This window comes from Streptomyces sp. NBC_01426, from assembly GCF_036231985.1.
In the GTDB taxonomy this organism is placed as follows: domain Bacteria; phylum Actinomycetota; class Actinomycetes; order Streptomycetales; family Streptomycetaceae; genus Streptomyces.
Genome location: NZ_CP109500.1, coordinates 310,289 through 334,588 on the forward strand (window position 1 = coordinate 310,289; position 24,300 = coordinate 334,588).

General features: G+C 71.3%; 22 protein-coding genes and 1 pseudogene. 8 read left to right on the forward strand and 15 right to left on the reverse strand.

Annotated features, from left to right (window positions below; translation table 11 throughout):
- Positions 1-41: 41 nt before the first annotated feature.
- The 4 genes from OG906_RS01530 to OG906_RS01545 are packed head-to-tail and all read right to left on the reverse strand — an operon-like array spanning position 42 to position 3,486.
- On the reverse strand, positions 42-824 hold the full coding sequence (locus OG906_RS01530; RefSeq protein WP_329439187.1) for an ABC transporter permease: 783 nt from the start codon (positions 822-824) through the stop codon (positions 42-44).
- A complete protein-coding gene (locus tag OG906_RS01535) occupies positions 817-1,854 on the reverse strand; it encodes an ABC transporter ATP-binding protein (protein ID WP_329439189.1) in 1,038 nt (345 codons plus the stop codon). Before OG906_RS01535 ends, OG906_RS01530 begins: the two co-directional genes overlap by 8 nt.
- The gene (locus OG906_RS01540; RefSeq protein ID WP_267802687.1) at positions 1,844-2,410 is read right to left on the reverse strand and encodes a hypothetical protein; all 567 of its coding nucleotides are present in this window, start codon (positions 2,408-2,410) and stop codon (positions 1,844-1,846) included. The genes OG906_RS01535 and OG906_RS01540 overlap by 11 nt, the downstream gene beginning before the upstream one ends.
- Positions 2,407-3,486 (reverse strand): hypothetical protein, encoded by a 1,080-nt coding sequence (locus OG906_RS01545; protein WP_329439191.1) that lies wholly within the window; start codon positions 3,484-3,486, stop codon positions 2,407-2,409. Before OG906_RS01545 ends, OG906_RS01540 begins: the two co-directional genes overlap by 4 nt.
- Positions 3,487-3,781: 295 nt before the next feature.
- Between OG906_RS01545 and OG906_RS01550 the strand changes: the two genes are divergently transcribed.
- Together OG906_RS01550 and OG906_RS01555 are read left to right on the forward strand one after the other, a co-directional pair.
- A complete protein-coding gene (locus OG906_RS01550; RefSeq protein WP_329439192.1) occupies positions 3,782-5,047 on the forward strand; it encodes an aspartate aminotransferase family protein in 1,266 nt (421 codons plus the stop codon).
- 160 nt (positions 5,048-5,207) lie between these two features.
- Positions 5,208-6,158 (forward strand): class I SAM-dependent methyltransferase, encoded by a 951-nt coding sequence (locus OG906_RS01555; RefSeq protein WP_329439194.1) that lies wholly within the window; start codon positions 5,208-5,210, stop codon positions 6,156-6,158.
- 159 nt (positions 6,159-6,317) lie between these two features.
- On the opposite strand, the gene OG906_RS01560 is transcribed toward OG906_RS01555, so the two are convergent.
- Both OG906_RS01560 and OG906_RS01565 read right to left on the reverse strand, forming a co-directional pair.
- The gene (locus tag OG906_RS01560; protein WP_267802691.1) at positions 6,318-6,701 is read right to left on the reverse strand and encodes an IclR family transcriptional regulator; all 384 of its coding nucleotides are present in this window, start codon (positions 6,699-6,701) and stop codon (positions 6,318-6,320) included.
- Positions 6,702-6,884: 183 nt separating this feature from the next.
- Positions 6,885-7,112: pseudogene (locus tag OG906_RS01565) on the reverse strand (helix-turn-helix domain-containing protein); the annotation flags it as partial.
- 703 nt (positions 7,113-7,815) lie between these two features.
- Here OG906_RS01565 and OG906_RS01570 point away from each other — a divergent pair.
- Complete coding sequence (locus tag OG906_RS01570) at positions 7,816-8,490, forward strand: hypothetical protein (RefSeq protein ID WP_329439196.1); 675 nt, start codon at positions 7,816-7,818, stop codon at positions 8,488-8,490.
- 219 nt (positions 8,491-8,709) lie between these two features.
- On the opposite strand, the gene OG906_RS01575 is transcribed toward OG906_RS01570, so the two are convergent.
- Together OG906_RS01575 and OG906_RS01580 are read right to left on the reverse strand one after the other, a co-directional pair.
- Positions 8,710-9,024: a transcriptional regulator gene (locus OG906_RS01575; protein ID WP_329439198.1), complete on the reverse strand. Its 315-nt coding sequence runs from the start codon at positions 9,022-9,024 to the stop codon at positions 8,710-8,712.
- Positions 9,021-9,485: a hypothetical protein gene (locus tag OG906_RS01580; protein WP_329439200.1), complete on the reverse strand. Its 465-nt coding sequence runs from the start codon at positions 9,483-9,485 to the stop codon at positions 9,021-9,023. Before OG906_RS01580 ends, OG906_RS01575 begins: the two co-directional genes overlap by 4 nt.
- 295 nt (positions 9,486-9,780) lie before the next feature.
- On the opposite strand from OG906_RS01580, the gene OG906_RS01585 reads away from it, so the two are divergent.
- From OG906_RS01585 to OG906_RS01595, 3 genes are read left to right on the forward strand one after another with little or no spacing between them, the layout of a single operon-like run.
- On the forward strand, positions 9,781-10,323 hold the full coding sequence (locus tag OG906_RS01585) for a 2Fe-2S iron-sulfur cluster-binding protein (protein ID WP_329439202.1): 543 nt from the start codon (positions 9,781-9,783) through the stop codon (positions 10,321-10,323).
- Positions 10,320-12,425, forward strand: coding sequence for a xanthine dehydrogenase family protein molybdopterin-binding subunit (locus OG906_RS01590; protein ID WP_329439204.1), 2,106 nt, complete (start codon positions 10,320-10,322; stop codon positions 12,423-12,425). The genes OG906_RS01585 and OG906_RS01590 overlap by 4 nt, the downstream gene beginning before the upstream one ends.
- Positions 12,422-13,408, forward strand: a complete 987-nt coding sequence (locus tag OG906_RS01595) for an FAD binding domain-containing protein (protein ID WP_329439206.1) — start codon at positions 12,422-12,424, stop codon at positions 13,406-13,408. Before OG906_RS01590 ends, OG906_RS01595 begins: the two co-directional genes overlap by 4 nt.
- Before the next feature lie 24 nt (positions 13,409-13,432).
- On the opposite strand, the gene OG906_RS01600 is transcribed toward OG906_RS01595, so the two are convergent.
- A complete protein-coding gene (locus tag OG906_RS01600) occupies positions 13,433-14,935 on the reverse strand; it encodes an MFS transporter (protein ID WP_329447895.1) in 1,503 nt (500 codons plus the stop codon).
- A gap of 238 nt (positions 14,936-15,173) precedes the next feature.
- The gene (locus OG906_RS01605; protein ID WP_329439208.1) at positions 15,174-17,249 is read right to left on the reverse strand and encodes a PIG-L family deacetylase; all 2,076 of its coding nucleotides are present in this window, start codon (positions 17,247-17,249) and stop codon (positions 15,174-15,176) included.
- 422 nt (positions 17,250-17,671) lie between these two features.
- On the opposite strand from OG906_RS01605, the gene mihF reads away from it, so the two are divergent.
- Positions 17,672-17,986, forward strand: a complete 315-nt coding sequence (gene mihF, locus OG906_RS01610; protein ID WP_267798499.1) for an integration host factor, actinobacterial type — start codon at positions 17,672-17,674, stop codon at positions 17,984-17,986.
- A gap of 254 nt (positions 17,987-18,240) precedes the next feature.
- On the opposite strand, the gene OG906_RS01615 is transcribed toward mihF, so the two are convergent.
- The 3 genes from OG906_RS01615 to eno all read right to left on the reverse strand — a co-directional run bounded on the left by OG906_RS01615 (position 18,241) and on the right by eno (position 22,732).
- A complete protein-coding gene (locus OG906_RS01615) occupies positions 18,241-19,710 on the reverse strand; it encodes an MFS transporter (protein ID WP_329439213.1) in 1,470 nt (489 codons plus the stop codon).
- A 331-nt stretch (positions 19,711-20,041) separates the two neighbouring features.
- Positions 20,042-21,157 carry a PucR family transcriptional regulator gene (locus OG906_RS01620; RefSeq protein ID WP_329439215.1) on the reverse strand — a complete coding sequence of 372 codons (1,116 nt, stop codon included), beginning with the start codon at positions 21,155-21,157 and terminating at the stop codon, positions 20,042-20,044.
- A 267-nt stretch (positions 21,158-21,424) separates the two neighbouring features.
- On the reverse strand, positions 21,425-22,732 hold the full coding sequence (eno, locus tag OG906_RS01625) for a phosphopyruvate hydratase (protein WP_329439217.1): 1,308 nt from the start codon (positions 22,730-22,732) through the stop codon (positions 21,425-21,427).
- Between the two features lie 162 nt (positions 22,733-22,894).
- On the opposite strand from eno, the gene OG906_RS01630 reads away from it, so the two are divergent.
- Positions 22,895-23,317 (forward strand): MarR family winged helix-turn-helix transcriptional regulator, encoded by a 423-nt coding sequence (locus OG906_RS01630; protein WP_267797277.1) that lies wholly within the window; start codon positions 22,895-22,897, stop codon positions 23,315-23,317.
- 314 nt (positions 23,318-23,631) lie between these two features.
- Here the strand turns inward: OG906_RS01630 and OG906_RS01635 are convergent, their stop codons facing one another.
- Both OG906_RS01635 and OG906_RS01640 read right to left on the reverse strand, forming a co-directional pair.
- Positions 23,632-23,940: a hypothetical protein gene (locus OG906_RS01635; RefSeq protein ID WP_329439222.1), complete on the reverse strand. Its 309-nt coding sequence runs from the start codon at positions 23,938-23,940 to the stop codon at positions 23,632-23,634.
- A 13-nt stretch (positions 23,941-23,953) separates the two neighbouring features.
- Complete coding sequence (locus tag OG906_RS01640) at positions 23,954-24,286, reverse strand: hypothetical protein (protein ID WP_329439224.1); 333 nt, start codon at positions 24,284-24,286, stop codon at positions 23,954-23,956.
- Positions 24,287-24,300 lie beyond the last annotated feature (14 nt).

Here is a 24,300-nt window from a genome sequence, read left to right on the forward strand (position 1 = left end):
CTCTCGGATGTCGCGGGGGTGGCGGCTTCGGCGGCACGGCCTCACGACCACGAGAGCTTGCGGTGGTGGACCCGGAAGAAGAGCAGGGTCACGACCGTCAAGCCGGCCGCGAACGCGCACAGCACGCCGGCCGGGAGCAGCACGGCGCGCACGCCGCCGCCGTCGATGATGACGGTGGAGAAGCCGCGCATCGCCCAGTAGCTGGGGACGCCGGGGGCGAGCGGGCGGGCCCACTGCGGCAGCGCGGAGAGCGGGGTCAGCGCGCCGCCGAGGCCGGCGAAGAGCAGGGCGAGGAGGTTGGCGAAGACGCTGAGTTGCGCGATGGTGCGGCAGAGCGCGACCAGCGCCATGCCGGCCAGGACCACGCACAGGGCGAGGGGCACCCCCACCACGACGAGCGCGGTCCAGGAGCCCCGCACGCGCAGTCCGAACAGCAGGCCGCCCGCCGCGAAGACCACGGCCAGTTGCACCACCGCGACCGCCAGGGGTACGACGATCCGTCCGGCGACCAGCTCGAACGGTCGCGCGGGGCCCGCCCGGAGCCGGTCCCAGGTGTTCCAGCCGTGCTCGCGGAACATGGCGAAGCCCACGACGGTGACGAGGAAGAAGAGGAACATCACCGCCATCCCGGGCACGCCCTGTTCGGCTCCGGTGGCGTCCTTGACGTCGCCGTCCCGCAGCGCCGCGCGGAACAGCGGCTGCATGAAGCCCATGATCAGCAGGGGCATGACCGTGCGGACGACGAGCGGCGCCGGGTCGCGCAGGAGGAGTCTGACGTCCTGCCGGACCAGTGCGGCGATGCGGCCCGGTGACCCGTCACCCATGGCGCCCCGCCTCCACGGTCTGGCCGGCCGGCGGCTTCGGGCCGTCCCCGCTGCCCCCGTCGGGCTGAGGGCCTGAGGCGGCGGTCCCGGGCCGCTGCCCCGTCAGGGCGAGGAAGACGGTCTCCAGGCTGGGCCGGAGTACGCGCAGGTTGACCAGCCGGGGCAGTGAGTCGCCGAGCGCCGCGAGCACCTCGGGGGCCGCGAGGTGCGGCTCCCGGGCGTGCACGCGCAGCATGTCGCCGGCGCGGGTCACCGGCCAGGGGACGCGCAGGGGCGGCGGGGTGTCGGAGAAGGTGAGTTCCACGGCTCCGTCACCGTGGTCGCGCACCAGGTCGGTGATGGTTCCGCGGGCGACCAGACGGCCGTGGTCCAGGACGGCCACGCTCGCGTGGAGGTCCTCGACCTCGCCGAGGTAGTGGGTGGAGTAGCAGACGGCGGTACCGGCGGCGGCCAGGTCGCGGACGTGTGCGATGAGCCGGGCCCGGGTCTCGACGTCCACTCCTGCCGTCGGTTCGTCGAGCAGGAGCAGCTTCGGCCGGTGCAGCAGGGCCATCGCGGTGTGCACGCGCCGTTGTTCGCCTCCGGACAGGCTGCCGACACGGCGTTCGAGCAGGCCCGCGAGGCCCAGCGGCTCCGCGGCCTCCTCGATGCGCCGGTCCGCCTCCCGGCGGCGCAGCCCGGCGAGTTCAGCGAAGAAGCGGAGGTTCTGCTTCACGGTCAGCGGCGGATACACGCCGAGCTCTTGGGGGGCCAGGCCGAGCCGCAGACGCGCCCGGCGCGGTTCGCGGGCCGTGGAGAGGCCCAGTACCTCGATCTCCCCCGCGTCGGGCCGCAGCAGCCCGGCCACCAGGGACATCAGTGTGGTCTTGCCCGCGCCGTTGTGTCCGAGCAGGCCGACGATCTCGCCTTCGGCGATGTGCAGGCAGACGTCGTCCAGGGCGATCGCGGAGCCGTACCGCTTGCCGACGCCGCGCAGGACCAGCGGCGGCGCGCCTCCCGGGGCGGTCGCGGGGACGGGATCAGTCGACACGGCGCGTCCACGCTTCCGGCAGGAGGTCGGGGAGGCCGACGCGCTGGAGGTGGGGTTGCCAGGTGCGGGCCAGCTTGAAGCCCTTCATGAGACCGCTGCCGGAGCGCACGTCGGGCAGCGGCTCGCGGTATCCGAGCAGGGCCTCGGTGTCCCGCAGGTGGTCCCGGAGCCGGTCCAGCCATTCCTCGCCCCGCGCGGGGTCGCCGGTCGCGGCCTCCCGGCCCCGCGCGGCGAGCAGCAGCCCCGCCTCGACCTCGTCGGCCGGGACGCCGGCGAAGGGGTCGGAGGCGGCCTCGTCGTGCCCGTAGCTCAGTTCGCCCTCGGTGCGCAGGCCCCTTACGGACAGCGACAGTTGTACGAGTTCGTAGGCCATGAGCACGGCGGCCTCGCTCTGGCCCGCGATGGTGGCGCCCTCGATGTCCTCCATGCGGGCCCGGCAGCCGAGCAGCAGGCGGGCGGCGCCGTGGGCGCGGAACGCGAGGAGCCGGCGCAGGTCGGTCGGGGCGGCTTCGCCCGCCGCCGGGCCGGTCGGGACGGTGGTGCCGGGCGGCGTCACGCGGGTACCTCCGGGGCGGTGTGGGCCACTCCCAGCCACAGCATGTCGCCTGCGAACAGGGGCAGCAGGTCGTCGGGGAGTGCGGAGCCGGCGGGGCCCGACCAGACGATCGCGTCGCTGTCGTCGTGCGGCAGGTCCGACCGGAGGACCTCCAGCGCGCGCAGCTGCCATCGGTCCACGATCGTGCGGTCGTCCAAGACGGTCGTTCCGACACCGGTGGACCAGCGCAGTACCGCGTGGAGCGGGGCGGCTTCGCCGACCAGGTCGTGGACGAGGTCGAGGCAGTGCGGGACCCTTTCCCGGGGGTCGAGGGGTGGGGCCAGTACGTCGCCGAGGACGGCCAGGCCCTCGGCGTCGTCGAGCGCCTTGAGCTTCTCCCCCACCCACTTGGCGGGGAAGTAGACCTGCCCGCCGGCCGCCGCCCGGGCGTTGAGCGCGGCGACCACCGCCTCCCGCGCGCGGGCCGCCGCCGCCATGGGCTTGGCGCCGAGCAGCCAGCGGGCGGCCTGGACGAGCCGGTGTGCCTCCACCGTCCACCACTGTTCCACCACGTCGGCGTGCCAGGGCCCGCGCAGGTCGGCGTGCCAGGCGTCCCAGGGCGGGGTGGCGAGGAGCGGCAGCCCCAGGGCGAGTCGGTTCGCGGTGTTGATGGCGCGCCGCCGGTGGTTCCAGCCGGATTCGCCGACCGAGTCGAACCGGGGCCAGGGCCGGCTCCGCAGGTCGGCCGTGGTGTCGCGGACGGCGCTCGCCCGGCGGATGTTGACGTCGATCAGCGTGCCGTGCTCGTGCGACTGGATGGGGAAGCGGGTGAGCCGGTCGTTCTCCACCAGGACGAAGAGGTCGAGGTCGCTGCGGTGGTTGCCGAAGCCGGCCGGCACGGATCCGGCGGCGACCGCGAGCGCCGGACTGCCCACTCCCTGGTCCGCCTCCCGCAGCACCGCGTCCCAGGTGACCCCGCGCTCGTCCAGAAAGGCGGCCAGGCGGTCTTTCAGGATTGCCGGATCGGGCAGGATTCCCGGATCGGACGGTAATCCCGGACCGGGAAATGCGTCGGCACGTGCCGAAGTGGTCTCCATGGAGTTCGGTGCACCTTTCCCATGCGGCTGCCGGCGGGGCGTCGGGATGTCCCCGGATGTTCGTCCGGAGGCGATTCGGAGGGCGTCACCGGATTTCCGGGTCACGTCGGGCACGAAATCGGAACTCCCTCGGCCTCCCCCAGCCTTTCAGGGCTCCACCGTCCCGGCAACGACTGTTCCGGCAGCCGGAACGTGACTTCTCAGCGGCGCGGCGGAGCGATAGAACCGTCCCTGGACGGATTCCCATCACGCCCGCGTCGGATCGTCGCGGCCGGGCGAGGAGAGGACGCAACCCATGACCGCGAGCGACGGACGTGGGGCCGCCCGGGGCGCGCTCGACGCGACGCGCAGCCACCAGTCCCCGCAACTGGCCCTGGTGTACGGGATGAACGGTTCCGGAGCGATCGAGATGCGCGGCGAGGGTGCCCGCCTGCTGCTCTCCGACGGCCGTGGAGCACTGGACTTCGGGAGCTACGCCGTGACCCTGCTCGGGCAGCGCCACCCGGCCGTCCTGGCCGCCGTGCGCCGAGAGTTGGACGCGATGCCGGTGTCGACCCGAGTCCTGGCCAACCGTACGACCGCCGAACTGGCCCGGCGGCTGGCGGCTTGGGGTGATCCGGGACGGCTGACCAAGGTGTGGCTGGGGCTCAACGGTTGCGACGCGGTCGAGGCGGCCCTCAAACTGGCCCGTCTCGCCACGGGCCGCACCCGGGTGATCGCGATCGAGGGCGCCTACCACGGCAAGTCCCTCGGGGCGCTCGCCGCGACCTGGAACGCACGCTACCGGCAGGGTCTGGAGCCCCTGCTGGGCAGCGTGACCCACATCGCGGCCGATCCGGCGGCGATCCCCGCGGCCTTCGCGGGGGACGAGGTGGCGGCCGTCCTCGTCGAGCCGGTCCAGGGCGAGGGCGGGGTAAGGCCGTTGGAGCCCGGCTTCCTGCGGGCGCTCGCCGACGCCGCGCACGCGCACGGCGCCTTCGTGATCGCCGATGAGATCCAGACGGGTCTGCGCCGGTGCGGTCCACGGCTGGTGAGTACCGACGCCGGGGTGCGTCCCGACGCGGTACTCCTCGGCAAGGCGCTCGGCGGCGGTGTGCAGCCGCTGTCCGCCGTACTGGCCACGCCGGAGCTGTACGCGCCACTGGCGTCCGACCCGTTCACCCACACCACGACCTTCTCCGGCCATCCACTCGGTGCGGCCGCCGGTCTCGCGGCCCTCACGGCCGTGGAGGAACTCGCCCCGCGCGGGGCCGTGTTGGAGCGGCTGCTCGCCGACGGCTTGGCGCGGATCGCAGGCCGGCACCCCGGACTGGTGACGCAGGTGCGGGGCCGGGGGCTCATGTGGGGCGTGGAGTTCGCCACTCCCGCGGCGGCCGGGGACGTGCTGATGGAGCTGGGCCGCAAGGGGCTCGTGGTCTCGCCGTGCCTGGGCCGTCCGGAGGTGCTCCGGCTGCTCCCCCCGCTGGTCGCCTCGGACGACGAGGCCGAGGAGGCCCTCGCGATCCTGGACTCCGTCTGCGCCGCCGTACCCGCCGAGTTCCGGCCTCCGGACCCTCACTAGTGCTGTGACCGGAAGGGTTCGCCGTGTCACGGCGCCCGGCACGGCACTAGACCCTCTGGCGCGCCCGGAGTCCAGTGCTTCCGGGCCGGCGGCCAGGATCGATTTCCCGTCGCCCCGCCCCGAGCGGCGACCACCGTACGGACCACCGAGGAGCGTCACCATGGCGGACACCGGCCCGCACACCGCCGAACACGACACCGGACCGGGGCCCGGGCCCGCACCGGGGGCGACGGCCGGAGCGGGCTCGCCGACCGGACAGCGCGGAGTCCAGTTCCGCTACCACCGGGAGTTGTTCCCCGCGCTGCACGACTGGGAGCGCACCGAACGCTCCATCGTCGAGTTCAGCGGCGAGGAGGGCCCGACCGGTCTGCTGGGCCTCGACCAGATGGGCCACTTCGGGCCGCAGGGCTGCGACTTGGTCGCCGATGCGGTGCTCGCCCACGGCGAAGGCCCACTGGACGTGTGTGAGCTGGGCAGCGGCTTCGGCGGAGCGCTCCGGTACACGGCGGACAAGATCAGCGCCGGCGGGCTCTCCGTACGGCGTGCCCACGGCGTGGACCTCGTCCCCGAGCACTGCGCGGTCAGCCGGAACATCAACCGCGCGCAGGGCCGCACCGGAATGACCGACATCTGCGCGTCCGCCACCGCCGTCCCCCTCCCCGGGGCCTCGCTGGACGTGGTCTGGGTGACCGGGTCGATGGCGCACTTCCCCGCACCCGGCGAGGTGTTGCGCGAGGCCGGGCGGCTGCTGCGGCCCGGCGGCCTGCTCGTCCTGACCGAAGAGGTGAGCCTGACGCCCGGTGGCGAAGAGCCCTCGGAGGCGTTCCGTGTCACTCACCCGCGCGGGGTATTCTTCACGACCCCGCTCGCCGACCGCTTGCGGGACCTGGAACGCGCGGGCTTCGCGGATGTCGTCCGCGAGGACCTGACGCCGTGGGCGGTGGCGCTGCTCACCGACCGTTTGAAGGTCGTGCGCATCTTCCGGGGCAGTGTGGCCGGCATCTACGGGGCCGCGTCGGCCGATCTCATCCGCGACACGCTGGACGCGGCCCGGACGGAGTTCCTTGCGGCCCGGCTGTCGCCGGCGCTGATCACGGCCCGGCGGACCTGACGTGCGCCTCCCCATGTCCGGGCACGGTGTCCGCGGCGGCATGACCCGCTCCCCCGGGTCGTGGTCCGCTGGGGCCTCCCGCACCCGTGCGACGAGGGGGCCCGCACGGGTACGACAGGGCTCGCCTCAGCGGGCCATCGGTGGGCCTTCAGCGGACCTTCAATGGGCCGGCGCCATGTCGGGGGTCCGTTGGAGCGCGCGGGAGACGGCGGCGCACGCCGCCCTCAGGTGCGAGACGGCCCCGACGACCTGGAGCCGCCCCTGCGGGCCGGTGACGGCCAAGGCCCCCACCGCCGTGCTCGACGCCGTGAGCACGGGAGCCGCGATGCCGACGGCGCCGCTCGCTCCGCGCACGGCCACGAACCCCTGGTGGCGTACGCGCCCGGCTTCCCCTTCCGCTTCCTCCCACCCGGCCGAGAGGGGCACGGACGGGCCGGCCGCGAACGCCTTGAAGATCCGCGTCGCGGCCTGCACCGACGCCCGGGCCTCGTCCTCGACCCCGACTTCGGCGCCCGCGCCATGGGCGCGACGTACCGCGTCCACCAACGCCGCGTCCGGGCCGGACGCGTCGGAAATGAAAATGAAAGCGCTCCCACGAGTGACATGATGAAGCTGTTCCGCATACGGAAAAGCCAGACTGCGCAGCGTGAGCTGCCGGGGAACGCGTGCACCCAGCGCGAAAAGAGCAACGCCCAGTCGTAATCCCCTCTCACCTCGCTCCAGCATTCCCTCCTCAACGAGTTCCGAGATGATCCGATGGGCGGTCGCCTTGGGCATATCGGCTCTGCGCGCTATCTCAGACAGCTGGAGTTCTGGTTCACCCGGCCGAAAGCAACGCAGAACACTCAGGCCGCGCGCGAGCATCGAGCGAGTGTGCTGAATGGACAAGGACACCTCCCGTGAGGGCCTGGTGGAGGGGGTCAAGGGCGCGCCGGCGCATGCGCCGGCGGGCATGCCGACTCCCCGATTCACCTATTGCACGTGCAGGGACATCGAATAAGGGACCCGCGTACCGGCATGCGAGTGCCACAGGACACGCGAAAGCCGGCCCATCCCCCGGAAACACGGCCCCCTTTCACGACCTTCCGTATCACCATGCGTGGCGCCCGAGTCGGGAGCCGAAAGATGTACGGGAAGAAAACTGTAGCAGTGCGGGAATAGTCACCATGACTTTGCCGCAACGATCCGGTCATTCTGCACGCGTTTATGGGGAAGGGTTTGGAGGTGGGACGCCCGCTGTTGACGCAGGGAAAGGCACGTGGGGTGCGTGCGGCAGGGGCAGGCCCCACAGGCCGCCCACAGCGGACAAATGACGGGAACCAGTCATCCCGTCGCACATCACCGCGAGCATCACCGCCAGGCGCGCCTCCGGGGGTTCCAGAGCCCGGGAGGCCGCGCTTCCGGGACCGCGCAACACGTCCGCGGCGCATCTCTTGTGACGCGGAGAGGAACGACGGGGAGCTCTGTCCGGGTACGGGCGGGGCTGCGTGCGGGTGTCCGGAATCAGCCCGGAATCGGACACTCTCCGGCAGGTTCGGGCCGGCACGCCCGGTGACCTATGGGCGCTTCACGGCCTCTGTGCCTACGGTCACCCACGGTTGTCGCCCCACCGGGGGCACCAGGCCCCCGCGACTCGCGGCACCTTGGAGTTGTTCGCATGCGTCTCTCCACCACACTGGCCACTGCAGGGACCGCGATCGGTCTCGTCTTCGCGATGAGCGCCGGCGCGACCGCTGCCGCGCCGACCCCGTCGGCCGACGCGAAGGCATCCGCTGCCCCGACCTCGACCGGCAAGCCCGTTACGGGCAAGGTCGTCCACTTCGGGTACGACGGCGCGGGCCGTACGTACCAATCGCCGACCCTGGACCTGTCGGACCCGAAGGCACAGGACCCGGCCAACTTCATCCCGAAGTCGCTCGTCGATGCTGCCCGCACCGCCGAGGCCGCGAAGACCGACAAAGCCGCGGCGTCGCCGAACGGGACGGCGGCGCTGCTGTGCACGCTGTACGTAGGAGGCCTGCGGGACTGGAACCTCGGCGACCTGCAAGGGACCACGAACCAGGACTGCAGCGGATCGTTCGTGAACCAGCACACGAACGGGCAGTTCGCCTGGAATAACGGCGGGTGGGCGCGGATCACCGGCAGCATCGTCGGCCCGTACACCTCGGCCCAACACAACGACACGATCTTCATGGTGTGGTGCAGCCATCCGGCCTCGTACGGCCAGAAGTCGTACCGGCTGGAGGCGCGCGGGTACGCTACCGCCACGGACGGAACGAACGTCAGCGGATATCTGCAGTACGGAGGTTCGAGCAAGTGGACGTGCCTGTAGAGCTTCCCCTCCACACCTTCGGATACGACCCTGAGACGGGGCCGGTGAACACGAGCGGACCGGCACCGGACGACGGTGACAGCCCGGTGATCCTGGCTCGCGCCGCGGCCAGGCCCGCAGACCCAGCCCGCGATCCGGGCACCACACGGTAGTCGACGGCCAACGATGCCCCCGGCCGTGATCCGGTCGGGGGCGTTGGGCAGCCCCACTGACGATGCTTCAGAGCTGCGGGCCTTCAGCTGGGGCTCCGGCGGCCAGGATCGCGCGCAGTGCCGCGATGTGGCCGTTGAAGGCGTCTCGCCCTGCGCCGGTGAGCCGCGCGTAGCGCTTGTGCCGACTTCCGCTGAGGCGGCGTTCCGTGGCGACGTAGCCGGCTTCTTCGAGTGTCGTGAGCTGTTTGGACAGGGCCGAGTCGGAGAGCTGGACCCGATCCTTGAGGAAGGCGAACTCCGCCCAGTCGACCGCTGCCAGTGTCGCCACCAGCGACAGCCGGGTGCTGGGATGGATCAGTTCGTCGAAACGCGCATTCGTCATGCCCGCGCCCATCGGCGCAGTACGCGCAGCGTCTCCGGCCCGCCGAAGCCGATGACCGCCGCGACCGGCACGGCCGCCCAGATGCCGGCGTGCTCGGCTCCGTCGGCGTCGAGCGCGAGCGCCGCCGCGATGGTGACCACGACGAGCACGAGCAGCATGCCGATCACAATCAAGGGGACGCGGCGACCGGCGACCGTCCTGCTGACCCGTACCTGACCGGTTCGACGGCGCCCATCGAGCAACCGTGACGCGAGCACCGCGTGCCCCATGCCGAAGGCCAGGGTCGCGGCCCCCGCCAGCCACGGGGAGGCCACGCTGCCGAGTACCCCCAGCAGGATCCATCCGGCGGCCATCGACCACCAGTAGCCGCGTGGCAGGCCCACCTCCTCGGCGACCTGGTAACGGGCGCGCTCGGCTGCCTCAAGGGCAATGCCGGCCTGCTCCGGAGTGATGTCGGCCATGGCGATACCTCACTTTCCTGACGGGAAAGTGAGCGTCCCACTTTCCCACTGGGAAAGTCAAGCGTCGGGATCGGGGATCGGGGATCGAAACGGACACTCGCCCTGAGCAGGCCTCGGGTGTGTCAGTGGCTGACGAGGCGGACGCCCTGGCGTCCCGGGCCCTTCCGTTCGGAAGGCGAAAGATCCAGTAGCGGCGTAACGTGGAGCCGCGGGACATGCGAGAGTCCGCCCGCGGGTGCAGGTGCGGGCCGGGCCCGCAGCGCTTGAACGGGGGTCGTGCCCCATGGTGAGAGCGGTGAGAACACGGTCACCCGAGGCTGACGAAGCACTCCCGGCCGTCCACGTGGACATCGCGCTGAACGTCAACGGAGAAGACCGCTGTCTGACGATCGACACCAGGCTGTCGCTCCTGGACCTTCTACGGGATCATCTCGGCCTGACCGGGGCCAAGGCCGGCTGCGAGCGCGGCCATTGTGGATGCTGCACCGTGCTGGTCGACGGTCGGCGCGTGTACGGCTGCCTGACGCTCGCCGTGGCGTGCGGCAACGCACGCGTCATGACGGTGGAAGCTCTGGGCGGGGCGGATCTCCATCCCCTGCAGGAGGCGTTCGTCGCCCGTGACGCCTTCCAGTGCGGCTTCTGCACCGCCGGGCAACTCTGCTCCGCGATCGGGATGCTCGACGAGGTGGCCCGGGGATGGCCCAGTTCCGTCACCGGGCGGACCCCACCCGTGCCCGTACTGACGGGGCCGGAGATCCGGGAGCGCATGAGCGGAAATCTGTGCCGCTGCGGCGCGTACCAGAACATCGTGGCAGCGATCACGGACGTGGCGCCGTGACGCGCGCGTCCATCGGCGCGCCCCTGCCCCGACGGGAGGCACGGGAGAAGGTCACGGGCGGCGCTCGTTACGCCGGCGACGTGGCACTGCCGCACCTCGCGTACGTGGCGGTGGTTCCGGCGGAGATCACTCACGGGCGGGTCACGGCCGTACACCCCGAGGAGGCCCTCGCCCATCGCGGAGTGCTGGCCGTGCTCCACGGCGCCAACTGCCCACGTCTGTACGGGACGGCCGGCGCCGACCTCGCCGTCCTCCAGTCCCCTTCGATCGTCCATCGGGGTCAGTTCGTCGCCGCGGTCGTCGCCGAGTCCCCTCAGATCGCCCGCGAGGCGGCACGGATGGTGCGCGTCGACTACGCCGCCGGCTCGCACCGCCTCAGCCTGGACACCGCGTGCGACGGGTTCCACCGGCCGCCGGACCATGGCCCCTTCTTTCCCACCGACTGCTCGCACGGCGATGTGGAATCGGCCCTGTCGCACGCTCCGGTACGGATCGAGGCCACCTACACCACTCCCCCCTTTCACCACCATGCCCTCGAACCGCACGCGACGGTCGCGTACTGGCACGACGGCGCGCTGACCGTCCACGACACCACACAAGGGCCGTCAGGGACGCGTGACATCCTCGCGCGCCTCTTCGGGATCAGGCCCGACCAGGTACGTGTCATCGCCCGTCACGTGGGGGGAGGCTTCGGTTCGAAGGCCGCGCCGAGAGCCCATCTCGTCCTCGCCGCGTTGGCGGCACTCGCCGTCGGCCGGCCGGTCAAGACCGTCCTCACCCGGGAGCAGCTCAGCGTCATCGCCGGACACCGGACGCCGACCATCCAGCGCATCCGTCTCGGGGCCGAGGCCGACGGACGCCTCTTGGCGGTGTCCCATGTGTCCTTCGAGCAGACGTCCTTGACGAGTGACCACTGCGAGTACTCGGCCGCGCCCACGCGCACCATGTACGCGGCGCCGAACCGGGAGACCAGGCACTGGCGGGTGAGGTTGAACGTTCCGTCTCCGACGTGGATGCGTGCGCCGGGCGAATGCCCGGGGATGTTCGCGCTGGAGTCGGCCATGGACGAACTCGCCGTCGCGTGTTCCGTCGACCCGGTCGAGCTGCGTCTGCGCAACGACACCGCGAACGATCCGCACAGCGGCCGGCCCTTCAGTACGCGCAACCTCGCCGCCTGCCTGCGTCTGGGCGCGGAGCGGTTCGGCTGGGCCGAACGGGATCGCCTCCGGACGGAGGGCAGCGACGGGCGCCGGCTCGTGGGCATGGGCGTCGCCGCGTCGACCATTCCGCAGTACCGGTTCCCCTCCCGGGCGAGCGCGCGCACCGATGGCCTCGGCCACTACACCGTGCGCATCGCGGCGGTCGACATCGGTACCGGGGCGCGCACGGTCCTGGCCCAGATCGCTGCCGACTCCCTGCACGTCGACGTGGATCACGTCACGGTGGAGGTCGGCGACAGCGCGTACCCCTCGGCCAGTTGGGCCGGGCGCTCGAGCGGAACGACGTCGTGGGGCACGGCGGTGGTACGCGCCTGCGAGGCCTTGCGCACCGCCATCGGACGATGCGGCGGCCGCGTACCGGAAGGCGGCCTCGAAGCCGGCGCCGACACCCTCGACGAACTCGCCACGCCGCGCAGTCACTCCCAGCACGCGTTCGGGGCACAATTCGCCGAGGTGACCGTGGACACGTCGACCAGGGAGATCCGGGTGCCGCGCATGCTCGGCGTCTTCGCCGTGGGCCGCGTGATCAATCCCGTCACCGTGCGCTCGCAGTTGGTGGGGGGCATCGTCATGGGCCTCTCGATGGCGCTGTGCGAGGAGGGTGTCATCGATCAGACGTACGGGCATTTCCACACCCGTGATCTGGCCGCCTACCACGTGGCGACCTTCGCCGACGCCCCCGAGATCGAGGCGGTCTGCGTCAACGAGGAGGACTTCCACACGAGCCCCATGGGTTCCAAGGGCGTCGGCGAGATCGGCATCGTCGGGACGGCGGCCGCCATAGCCAACGCCGTCCATCACGCCACCGGCCACCGGATCCGCAGCCTGCCGCTCAGTGTGCGTCGTCTGATGGACGCGGAGGCACCGGGAATCGGGACATGAAGCCGTTCCGCTACGAGCGTCCCTCCACCGTGCGGGAGGCCGTCGCGCTGGTCGAGGACGATCCCGGGGCCGTGTACGTGGCCGGCGGCACGAACCTCTTCGACCACCTCAAGCTGGGCATCGTCGACTCGCTTCTGCTGGTGGACGTCACCGGCCTGTCCCTGGACAGCGTCGACGTGCTCCCCGGCGGCGGTCTGCGCATGGGAGCCACGGTCCGCAACGCCGATCTGGCCGCCCATCCCGAGGTACGCGAGCACTATCCCGTTGTCTCGCAGGCGCTCCTGGCCGGTGCTTCACCTCAGTTGCGCAACATGGCCACCCTGGCGGGGAACCTGATGCAGCGCACGCGGTGCCCCTACTTCCTGAACGTGGAAACCCGGTGCAACAAGAGGGACCCGGGATCCGGGTGTGCGGCTGCGGAGGGACACACCGAGCACAATGCCGTGCTGGGCGCTTCGGAGAGCTGTGCGGCCGTGCACCCCTCCGACCTGGCCGTCGCCCTGTGCGCCGTGGACGCGATGGTGTGCGTACGGGGTCGCGCGGGCACTCGCCGCATCCCCGTCACCTCCTTGTACCGGCTGCCCGGGAAGCACCCGGAGCGCGACACCGTGCTCGGACACGGGGAACTGATCACGGCGGTGGAGCTGCCCGCGCTCCCGATGGCGGCCCGCTCCCGCTACCGCAAGGTCGGCGACCGGGCCTCTTTCACCTTCGCGCTGGTGTCGGTCGCCGTCGCGGTCGATACCGACGGGGACAGGATCAGGGACGCGCGCATCGTCTTCGGCGGACTGGCGACCAAGCCGTGGCGCGCGACGCGTGCGGAAGCCGTCCTGCGGGGCGCACCGGCGACCGCGGACCGGTTCGCGGCCGCCGCGTTCGAGGAACTCTCCGCTGCCCGAACGGCCCCCGCCAACGCGTACAGGGTTCCGTTGGCCCACGACACGCTGGTCGCCACGCTCCGCGATCTGTGCGAGGAACGCTGAACGGGTGGCGTGTCGCCCCGTCCCTCACACGGGATCGTCCGACTTCCGGCTCGACTCGGCGAACTCCGACTTCCCGGGAAGGAAGGCAACCGCCACGGCCGCGGTGAACAGCACCGCCGCACCCACGTAGAACGCGGCCGACACGGCGGTGGTGACCGCGCCCTTGAGTCCCGGGAGCAGATCGGCGGGGATCCCGGTGGGCAGGGGTGAGCCGTGCCGGGCCGCCGCGACCGCCTTGCCGATCGACCGCTCGATCCGGTCGAAGCCGTCGGCGGGGAGCCGGCCGTCCTGCTGGAGGATCTGCCTCAGCCGGGAGCTCTGCAGATGGGCCACGATCGCGCCCATGACCGCCAGCCCCAGAGCCGCGCTCATCTCCCGGCCGGTCTGGATGACTCCCGCCGCGTAGCCGCGCATCCGCAGGGAGGTGCTGCCCAGCGCGGTGATCCAGGCCGGGCTGACGCAGAGCCCCATGCCGATGCCCATCACGCAGTAGGAGGTCACCAGCCAGCCGTAGTCCTGCCGGTGAAGTGCCCCCGCCGCGGACAGCATGGCGCCCACGCACAGACCCATGCCGATGCCGAGGGGGACGCGTGGCCCCAGCCGATCGCAGAGCCTTCCGCCGAGGGGCGCGAAGACGACCGTGGGGAGGGTGAGCGGCAGTACGGCGACACCGGCTTCGAAGGGGGACATTCCCACGACGTCCTGCAGCCAGATGACCCCGAACACCGCGAACCCGACGAAAGCGAAACGCACCGTGGAGATGACGGCGGCTCCCACCGCGAATTCCTTGTGGGCGAACAACTCGAAGTGGAGGAGCGGATGGGCGATCCGGCGTTCGCGTACCACCAGGAGCGTCATCAGCGTGGCCCCGGCGGCGAGCAGCGAGATGACGGTGGCCGAGGACCACCCCCAGTACCGCGCCTGCATGAGAGCCAGTACCAGGCACACCAGAGCGCCGATCAGCAGGGGAGCGCTCGCCCAGTCCACTCGTTCGCGCCGTGGCGGCTCATCGGTGAGCAGGAGACGCGCGAGGACCACCGCGACGATGCCGATGGGCGGGTTGATGAAGAAGATCGCGCGCCAGGAGAACGCCGTCGTCAGCAGACCCCCGATCAGGGGAGCCGCCCCGTAGAAGAGGGTGGAGATGCTGGACGAGATGCCCATGGCCTGGCCCCGATCCCGGCGGCCGAATTCCTTGAAGATGAGCACTTGGGATGCGGGGCGAAGGACCGCCGCACCGGCCCCCTGGGCCGCGCGCGCGGCGATGAGCCAGGCCTCGGACTGGGCCAGACCTGCGGCGATCGACGCCACGACGAACAACAGCGTTCCGAGGCGGAAGGTGCGCTCGTGCCCCAGGATGTCGCCGATGCGTCCGCCGATCACGCTCATACCGGCGAAGCTGAGCAGATACGCACTGATGATCCACTGGAGGCCGGTGGACGAGGCGTCCAGACTCCGCTGGATGGTGGGAAGAGCGACCAGCACCACCAAGGCATCGATGGCGATCATCGACGAAGCGCAGGCCATCACGCCCAGCACCCACCAAGGGTGACGCCTGCTCAGAAATTGCTGCCGCCGTTTCACGCGTTCTCTTCCGGTAGATCCCGAACGGCGGACACCTGCGAACCGGGCGGGATTCGGCTCGCATCGGTAAGGCAGCAAAAGTTATCAAGACGGGGGCGACTTCCACCGTGCGGACACTCGGGCAGCGCCCCTGTTCGTGCTGGTGCGCGAGGGTGCGAGAGGCCGCGCGAGCGGCCTTTGACTACCCGGGCGCGAGCCTCCACTTCGGCGCGTCCGCGTCGGAAGCCCGGGCCCAGTAGAGCTTGGCATCGAGGCCCAGCACGGTGAGGAAGCCGTCCGATCCGGTCCGAACGCCGGCGGGGGCACCCGATATGAGGAGTTGGGCGGTGGTCCATCGCGGTGTGCCGCTGCCGATCAGGGTCGTACCGAGGGTGCCGTCGGGGCCGCGGCCGGCTATGGCCGGGCCGCACAGGCCCACCGCGCCGTAGCCCCCGACTCCACCCAGGTCGAGCACGACCGGGCGGCCCGAGCCGTCGAGCACGGCCGTCTGGACGGCGCCCGAGTCGGGCTTGCGGAAGAACACCCGCACCCCGTCGCCGTCGGCGCGGGCGGAGAGTCCGCTGACCGTGGTCGCGGGCAGGCCGCTCTGCTGGGGACGGGCCGAGAGAGGGGCACCGGGTGTGGACTGGGCCCAGATCAGCACGGACTTCGGGGTGGCGGCGACGACGTGGATGCGGCCGGCGCTGTCGGTCGTGGCGGCCGGGTCACCGTGCAGGCCGGTGCCACCCAGGTCGCTCCACCCGGACCATTTCCCCTTTGCGTCCTGCTCGATCTGGTAGAGCCTGAGGTCTCCCCCGCGCACGAACACCGCGAGGCGGCCGGAGCCGTCGACGGCGGGGGCCGGGGCCGACAGGTCGGACAGGACGCTGGCGCCGCTCTGGGGCGGCGATCCGAGCGGGCGGAAGGGGCCGAAGTCGCCCCCGGGGCGCTGCTGGACCGTGGTGACGATCTCACGACGGTAGTCGGCACCCCGGCCCAGGTGGGTGCAGGTGCCGAACACGGCGATGCGCCCGTCGGGCAGCCGTACCGAGGTGAGGCCGCCGTCGAGCAGCCCGTCCGCCGCCAGTAGTTTCGGGGCCGCCCACGTGTCGTTCGTGCCGGACGGCTTGTGCCAGACGGCGAGCTTCTGGTCGAGGACGCCGAACGCCCACAGGCTGCCGTCCTCGCCGGGCTGGAGCCAACTGGTGGAATTCGCGCGGGAGTAGCGGATCGACTGGGCCCAGTTGTTGCCGTACGGGCGGTTGGAGACCTTGCGGTCGCCACAACCCGCCGGGCTGCCACAGTAGTTGTCCTTCGGATCCATCCAGGCGTATGTCTTCACCGTCTCCGCCTTGGCATCCGCTCCCGCCTTGTCAAGGGTGTGCGGCAGGTAGCTGGTGTTGTAGCCGAGGTAGGTCTGGACGGTGAAGTTCGGGTGGCCGGAGAGGGCGGCGTATTTCTGGAGCGCCGCCTGGGCGAAACGGGCGCTGAAGACGTGGTCCTGGTGGTCGATGATCTGATGCCTGACGCCCTCGCGGGCCGGGGTGGGGTCCAGGGTGCGTATATGGGTGGGGCGGAAGCGCTGCATCAGGCCGACGAGCGCGTCGACGAGCTGGTCCTTGGTGTAGCTGATGGGCTGGGCCGGGGTGCCGGATGCGAGGAACGGCTCCAGCGAGGGGGTCTGGCCGTTCCACAGGCCGCGCAGGCTGTGCGGTACGTCCTTGTACATCTCGCGGGCTTCGCGCAGTTGTATCCAGACCAGGTTGATCTGGGGGTGTGCCTGGAGGGTGTCCAACTCGGCGGTGCCGCCACCGGTGGTGGGTATGGAGGTACGGGTCCAGGGGCTGGTCTTGTCTCCGGTCGCCATCTGGGCGTATGCCGCGCGTATGCCGTTCTGCCTGGCCTCGGCGTACTGCGGCCGGTCGGCGGGCGGCATGGGGTGCCCCGCGGACGCGCGCCCGGGGGCGTTGACGCCGTCGGCCTCCCCGGACGTCACGTACACCGAGGTCATCGGGCGGCCGGAGCGCACCGAGTGGCCCGTGTCCGGGTTCATGAAGAACAGGTCGTCGTCCGGGTGGGCGACGATCTGCATGACCGATTCGCTGCTCACGAGGGGAATCTCCTGCGCGCTGTCGGTTCCCGCGCCGTCGTCCGCCTCCTCCGTTCCGCCCGGCCAGGAAGCCACCCCGTACCCGGCGGCTCCGACGAGCGCCACCGCCGCGGACGTCAGCATGAAGTGTCTGCGGGACGGCTTGGTTCGGTGCTGCCTGGGCGTCATGTATCGGTTCTTTCGGTGCGTCGGCCCGGCAGGGCTCGTTCTCGGGGCGTCAGCACCGCTCTCCGTCTCCAGCCGCGAGTGATGCTCGAATCAGGGCTGGTCAGAACCCGATCCGAATGAGAGACGGAAGGGACAAAAGTTGGGTTTATTGCGACCCGTGTATCTTTCGTCACACCCTGGCCACACCCTCGTCCCGAGACTGAGGTGCCCCCGGCCACGATGGGCCGCCTGCGGGAAACTCCGCCGACGCCGGCTGTGCGTGTCCGCCGCTCGTCGGTGAACCTCTTCATCCACGACACCGAGCGCACCCCGACCGTCATGTCGGCGCGTCCGCATGTCGGTTGATGACAAAAACCGCCGCATATCGCCCCGCCGGGCAGGTCAGGGTGTTAAGTACTTCCCTACGACGAAGGGATCACGCCATGGCAATGCCCGTACTCACCCCGGCCCAGAGGGCCGAAGCCCGCCGAAAAGCCGCCGCAGTCCGCAAGGAACGCAGTGAACTGATGACCGCGTTGAAGACCGGCGACCTGAACCTGGCTTCCTTGCTGGAGCGCGATGACGCCGTGGTCGGCAGGATCCGGATACGCCGCCTCATCGAATCGCTGCCCGGCATAGGCTCCGTGCGCGCGGAACGACTTCTCGCCAAGCTCGACATCTCCGAGACCCGCCGCATCCAGGGACTCGGCCCCAACCAGCGCGCCCGACTCCTCGCGCTCTCGCCGCACCAGGCCTGACGCCCGGCCAGTTCCCCTGGCCGGCGGCGGGTCCGGATGAGGGTGCCGGCGAGGCGGAGTGCGGCCTGGTGGACGAGGGCGAGTTCATCCGTTCGGTTGGCCAGGCCGCACCCCGCCGAGGCGGGTGATGCCTCGTTCGACGGTGTTCAGTGTTCCGCTGCGTGCAGCATTCGCGGTCAAAGCCGGGTGAGCGGCTCCCGTTGCGGCCTCACCTCAGACCGGTGGCCGATCTCGCACCGGTTGGAACCGGGAATTCACCCGGAGACCGTCGCCCGAGCTCCCTCCGGCGACGACATCTTGAACTGCTCCGCCCGAGCGGGCCCGGCCTGCTGCTCCCGGCCTCGCGTCGCGGCGAGCCGCTGCTCCTTCCCGGCGACCGACGCACACGCCGGAGACCCGTTCCCCACCCTCTGGTGACCTGGCTTGCCGACGACGGTCATGCGGGTACCGGCCTCGTGCCGAGGGGAGTTGACGTGGAGCTTCCGGTGGCGGCCGTGGCGTCGATGGCGTCCGAGGCGCCGGCCTGGACCGAGCTTGCGGCGGGCGAGGACGAGGATGGTGAGCGCGGTGGCGGCGCCTGCGGCGGGAAGCCCGGCGAGCGCGTCGGGGCGTGCGGCGAGAGCTGCGGCGAGCGCGGTTCCGGCGGCCTGGCCGGTGCCGACGGACAGGATCAGCCAGGCGTACGCCTCGGTGGTGCGAGAGGCGGGAGCGAGAACGTCCACGGTGTGGAACCCGTTGGTGATGATCAAGGTGAAGAACAGTCCCGGGATCGCCGTGAGGGCGATGGCCGTGCGGGGGCCGGGCTGGGCGAGCAGAGGCGTCCAGCCGAGGAGGAACAGGGCGCTGGTGGTGATGAGCTGGGTGGAGGTCGGGCCGGGCCGCGCCCGGCGGGCGTAGATCAGGCTGCCCAGGAGACTGCCGGTGGAGAACGCGGCGGGAAGCACGCCGGAGAGCATGGCCAGGCCGTGGGTGGCGGCCATGCCCGCGGACCACACATTCATCGCTCCGAAAGCGAACCCCGTTCCCGCCAGCGCGGTGAACAGCAGGGTCAGGCCCGCGCTCATCAGCCGTTCGCTTCCGGTCGCCCCGTCGGCGGCGGGACGCCAGGCCTGCGACGGTGCGGCGGTCAGCACGACCGCCGTGCCGACGAGGGTGAGGGCGGCGGTCGCGGTCAAGGCGGTGTCGGGCCCGTACGCGGTCGCAAGCCACGAGGCGAGCAGGGGGCCGGCGATGTACAGAAGTCCCTGCGAGCCGGTGTCGAGGGCCTGGACCACTCGGCGCCGCCCGAGGTCGGGCAGGACCGTCGGCCACAGCGCTCGTAGTCCTGCCTCCAGCGGCGGGGTGACCAGACCCGCGAACCCCACCACCGCGGTCAGCACCGCCGGGTGCCCTCCCGCCCCGATCAACGGGAGCGCGGCCAGGCAGCCGGCGTTGAGCAGCACCGCCGGTGCCGATACACGGGTCTGGCCCTGGCGGTCCATCAGCCTGCCCTTGACCGGCTGGGACAGCCCGGACGCCAGCCCGTACAGCGCGGCGAGCAGGCCGGCGAACGCGAGGGACCCGCCGCCGTCGGTGATCCACAGGACGAGTCCCACGGGAACCATGCTGTTGGGCAGACGCCCGGTGAGAGTGCCGCCGAGCAGACGAACGACGTGTCGGCTGCCCAGTACGGCGCCGTACGTGGCGGACGGCGGGACGGCGGTCGGGTGATCGGCCAGGGTCAACAGGGCAGGGCTTTCCGTCAGAGGGCGTGCGAGGCGGAGGCAGGTGCGGTCGGGGCGCCATCGGCGTACGTGGTGCGGAGCACATCCGCAGCCGGATGGCCATCTCACGGCAGGACCGGGTCTTCGACGTGGTGGCCCGGGAGGCGCAGCTGTCGAGGAACCCGGAGCGGGAGCGTAACCCGGAGCGGACGGGCCGGGGCGGAACTTGTGATCTTCCGACAAGACAGCGGGAACGGCCGCGGTCGCGGACGCCCAAGGAACCGGCCCTCTCCCCGCACTTGCGCGGGGAGAGGGCCGGTTCCTTGGGGAGGGGGAGGTGTCGTCCGGGGGTTTACAGGCCGTTGATTCGGGCCATGCGTCCGGCGCCGAGCGGTGGGCGGAATTCGGCGGTGACGACGCGGGCTCTGCGGGTCACTCGGGAGTGTTGGCGCCTGACCTGGGCCATGAGGCGCCGGCTGCGCAGGGCCATCTCCAGTTCGAAGCGGGTGCGGGGGTCGCGCAGTCCGGCGCCGAAGAGCTTCTCCAGTTGCCGCATGCGGTAGCGGACGGTCTGGGGGTGGACGCTGAGGGCCTTGGCGGCTTCGGGTGCGCCGCCGCCTTCCAGCCAGGCGAGGAGGGTGACTTCGAGTCGTTCGCTCTGGCGGGGTGTGAGGTCGGCCAGGGGGCGCAGCCAGCGTGCGGCCAGGGCCTGGGCCAGGGGTTCGTCCTGGAGGAGCATGAGGGTGGAGAGGTGGTCGTCGACGAACACGGCGCGTGCGTCGGGGCCGGACCGGGTGGGGGTGAGGTTGAGCAGGCGCACCGCCCAGCGGAGGGAGGAGGCGGTGTCGCGGGGTGGGACGGGGTGGCCGACGGCGGCGAATCGGCCGCGCAGGGAGCCTTCGAGTGTGGTGCGGGCCTCGGGGTCGGGGGTGGGGACCAGGAGGCAGGGTTGGCCGTTGACCAGTCCGGCCAGGGCGTCGTCCAGGACGGCCGCGAGTTGCTGGGTTTCGCCGGGCGATGCCAGGGCGATGGCCCGTACGGAGGCGGGCAGGGGCCAGCGGGCCGCCCCGGCCAGTTCCGCCAGGGCTGTTTCGGAGATGCGCGTGTCAGACGTGAGAGCGGCGAAGAGTTCTCGTCGAGCGTGTTCGGGCCCTGTGGCGAGCCGTTGGGAAGGGATCGCCTTGAGGGTGGGCAACGAGCCGCCTCCGTGCGCGTCCTGTTGCCGAGGATTCACCTCATCCTGTCGGGATACCGAGGGTTCGCGGTACCCGAGGGCGGCCAGCAGGGCCGACTCCACCCGCTGCCGGACGACTTCGTCGTCGATGCCCTCGATCCGGGTGGAGACACCGGGAATGCCGTCCCGAAGCTCCCCCACGATCCCCGCGGCCAGCGCGGGCAGTTCCTTCCGCACGACCCGGGTCCATTCCCGGCGCGGGCGGGACCAGATGCGGTTCAGAAGTTCACACATGATTACCTCGCTCCCAAGGTGCGGGCCCTGCCCCGACATGGGGAGTTGAGCGCCTCGTACTCCCTTCAGGAGAACGCCGACCACGCATCGACCCGCGACATTGCCCAGTCTTTACCTTCGAGGAGGTGTGGAGGCGGATCCCCGATGCCCAGGTGGCCAAGCACCCCGTCGACCAGACCCTCACCAAGATCCGCAGCCGCTTCGTCGTCGCCGCGGCGGGCCCCCGCATGATCGGGGGCCCGGCTGGTCCCTACCTCCGCGTACTGTTCACGCCCGACGCAGTGCGGAGCGGCCCGCGTAGCGCGCCGAGTCGCCCAGTTCCTCTTCGATGCGGATCAGTTGGTTGTACTTCGCCGTTCGGTCGGAGCGGGAGAGCGATCCGGTCTTGATCTGGCCGCAGCCGGTGGCGACCGCCAGGTCCGCGATGGTGGTGTCCTCCGTCTCGCCCGAGCGGTGCGACATGACAGCCGTCCAGCCGGCCTGGTGGGCGGTGGCCACCGCGGCCAGCGCCTCGGTCAGGGTACCGATCTGATTGACCTTGACCAGGATCGAGTTGCCGACGCCGGTGCGGATGCCCTCGCGGAGCAGCGTCTCGTTGGTGCAGAACACGTCGTCGCCGGTGAGCTGGCAGCGGTCGCCGACGCGGGCGGTCAGCTCGCGCCAACCGTCCCAGTCGTTCTCCGCCATCGGGTCCTCGATGGAGACGATCGGGTAGGCGTCGATGAGCTTGGTCAGGTAGTCGACGTTCTCGGAGGGGGTGCGGCGCACGCCCTCCCCCGCGTAGTCGTACACCCCGTCGCGGAAGAACTCCGACGACGCCGGGTCCATGATCAGGCCGATGTCCGTGCCGGGGTGGTACCCGGTGCGCTCGATGGCGGCCATCACGAAGTCGAGCGCCTCCTCGGCGGTACGCAGCGCGGGAGCGAAGCCGCCCTCGTCGCCGACGCCCGTGGAGTGCCCGGCGGCCAGCAGTTCGCGGCGCAGGGTGTGGAAGACCTCGCTACCCATGCGGACGGCTTCGGCGAAGGTGTCCGCGCCGACGGGGGCGATCATGAACTCCTGGAAGTCCAGGGGATTGTCGGCGTGGGCGCCGCCGTTGACGATGTTCATCATCGGCAGCGGCAGGAGGTGGGCGTCCGCACCGCCGAGGTATCGGTAGAGCGGCCGGCGGTGGGCCGCCGCCGCGGCCTTGGCGGCAGCGAGGGAGACGCCGAGGATCGCGTTGGCGCCGAGGCGGGACTTCGTGGCGGTGCCGTCGAGGGCGATCAGCGCGGCGTCGAGGCCCTCCTGGTCCGCAGCGTCCCGGCCGCGCACGGACGCCGCGATCTCCCCGTTGACGTGGGCCACCGCGCGGTCGACGCCCTTGCCGTGCCAGCGCGAGGAGTCCTCGTCGCGCAGTTCCACCGCCTCGCGGGCACCGGTGGAGGCTCCGGAGGGAACGGCCGCACGCCCCAGGGACCCGTCCGCCAGAACGACATCGACCTCGACCGTGGGGTTGCCCCGGCTGTCGATGATCCGGCGGGCGGTGACGGTCTCGATGACGGCGTTGACGGCCGCGTCTGCCTTTGCGGACATGGGAGGTCCTTCCCGTTGTCGTGTGCCGTGGCCTCGGCTGCGACAACGCTGGCGCTGGGCCCGACAGCAATAAACCTACAGCAATGCTGCTCAGTTTGGCTGTACAGCATTGCTGTGCAGGTCAGGTGCACAGCCGTGCCGATCAGCGGGGTAAAGTGCCCTATGCCCACCTCGGAAGCCGCCGCCATCGCCGCCGAACTGCGCACCGCGATGGGCAAGCTCACCCGACGCGTCACACACGAGGACCGCATCCCGCTGGGCCAGGTCGCGGTGCTCGGTGCACTCGACCGCGACGGCGCCATGACCACCAGCGACCTCGCCGCCGATCAGCGCGTACGCCCCCAGTCGATGGCGCGGGCGGTGGGGCTCCTCATGGAACAGAACCTGATCACGCGCCGTGCGCACCCCACGGACGGCCGCAAGTCGCTGGTCGAGCTGACGGACGCGGGCCGGGCGGCGCTCGAAGCGGAGCGCGGCCGCCGGGTCGGCTGGCTCGCGCAGGCCATTGAGGCCGAACTCACGCCAGAGGAGCGGGCGTTGTTGGCGCGAAGCGCTGCCCTGCTGGAGCGGCTCGCCGCACGCTGAGGGCAGTCGCGTACCGGTGGGAGCGTGAGGGAAGGCCGCGGCTTCGCGGAGGCCAGAGGAAGCGAGACCCGTACGAACCTCAGGACGGGTTCTCCTGGCAGGGGTGCCGCGGCTGCTCCCAGGGATCTGCGGTGTCGTGGAAGCCGCGCTCTTCCCGGAAGCGCACAGGCCGCCCCTCGACCGAACGCCGCCCCGGAGGAAGTCCGGTCCCACCGCACGGTCGGGGCCGGATGCGGCGGCCCCAGGCCGTCGCCCGGCTCTGCGGGCCTGCTCGTCCAGGGACCGGAGCAGGTCGCGGATTCCGGCAGGTGGGGCTACTGCTCCAGTTCGAGGGCCAGGCCGACCTGATGCCCGCCGGCCCTGGCGACGGCCGGAGCGCCTTGCGGGTCCGGCATTTCGTACGTGCCGATGAGCCGTCCCGTCCCGTCCACGACCGGCAGTCGCGCGGGAACGAGGGTCCCACCCGTGGAGACGAGAACGGGCGTACCGCCCACGTAGCGCAGGCTGAGCGTGCCCAGGATGTCGTCGTCCGTCGCTTCGCCGATCAGGGCCGGGCTGCTGTCTGGGGCCCCGACGAGCGTCAGTCCGCTCGGTTCCGGCAGGGTCTGCGGCTTCTCGGACATGCCTGATATCCCCTCACTGGGTCGGGCTGTGGCGCTCCTTGGATCTTGCCATGACCCGGCGCGTTCCGACCAGCCCCTCGGGCAGAGCCGGCCTCCGCACCCTTGCTGGAGACGTGTACAGGTCGTTCCGACTCACGAACGGCGGGGCTCGCCAGGAGTACACGCCGTGATGGGCGCCGATGCCGCCGGCGCCCACAGAGCCGAACGGCGGGCCCGTGGCGGCGACGTGGATGAGGCCGGTGTCGTGTACCACGGCGCCGGATGAGGTGTACTGCTCGAACAGGCGGCGGGTGCGGGCGGATGAGGTGAACAGGTACAGGGCGAGCGGCTTCTCCCAGAGATTCACGCGAAAGGCCTCCC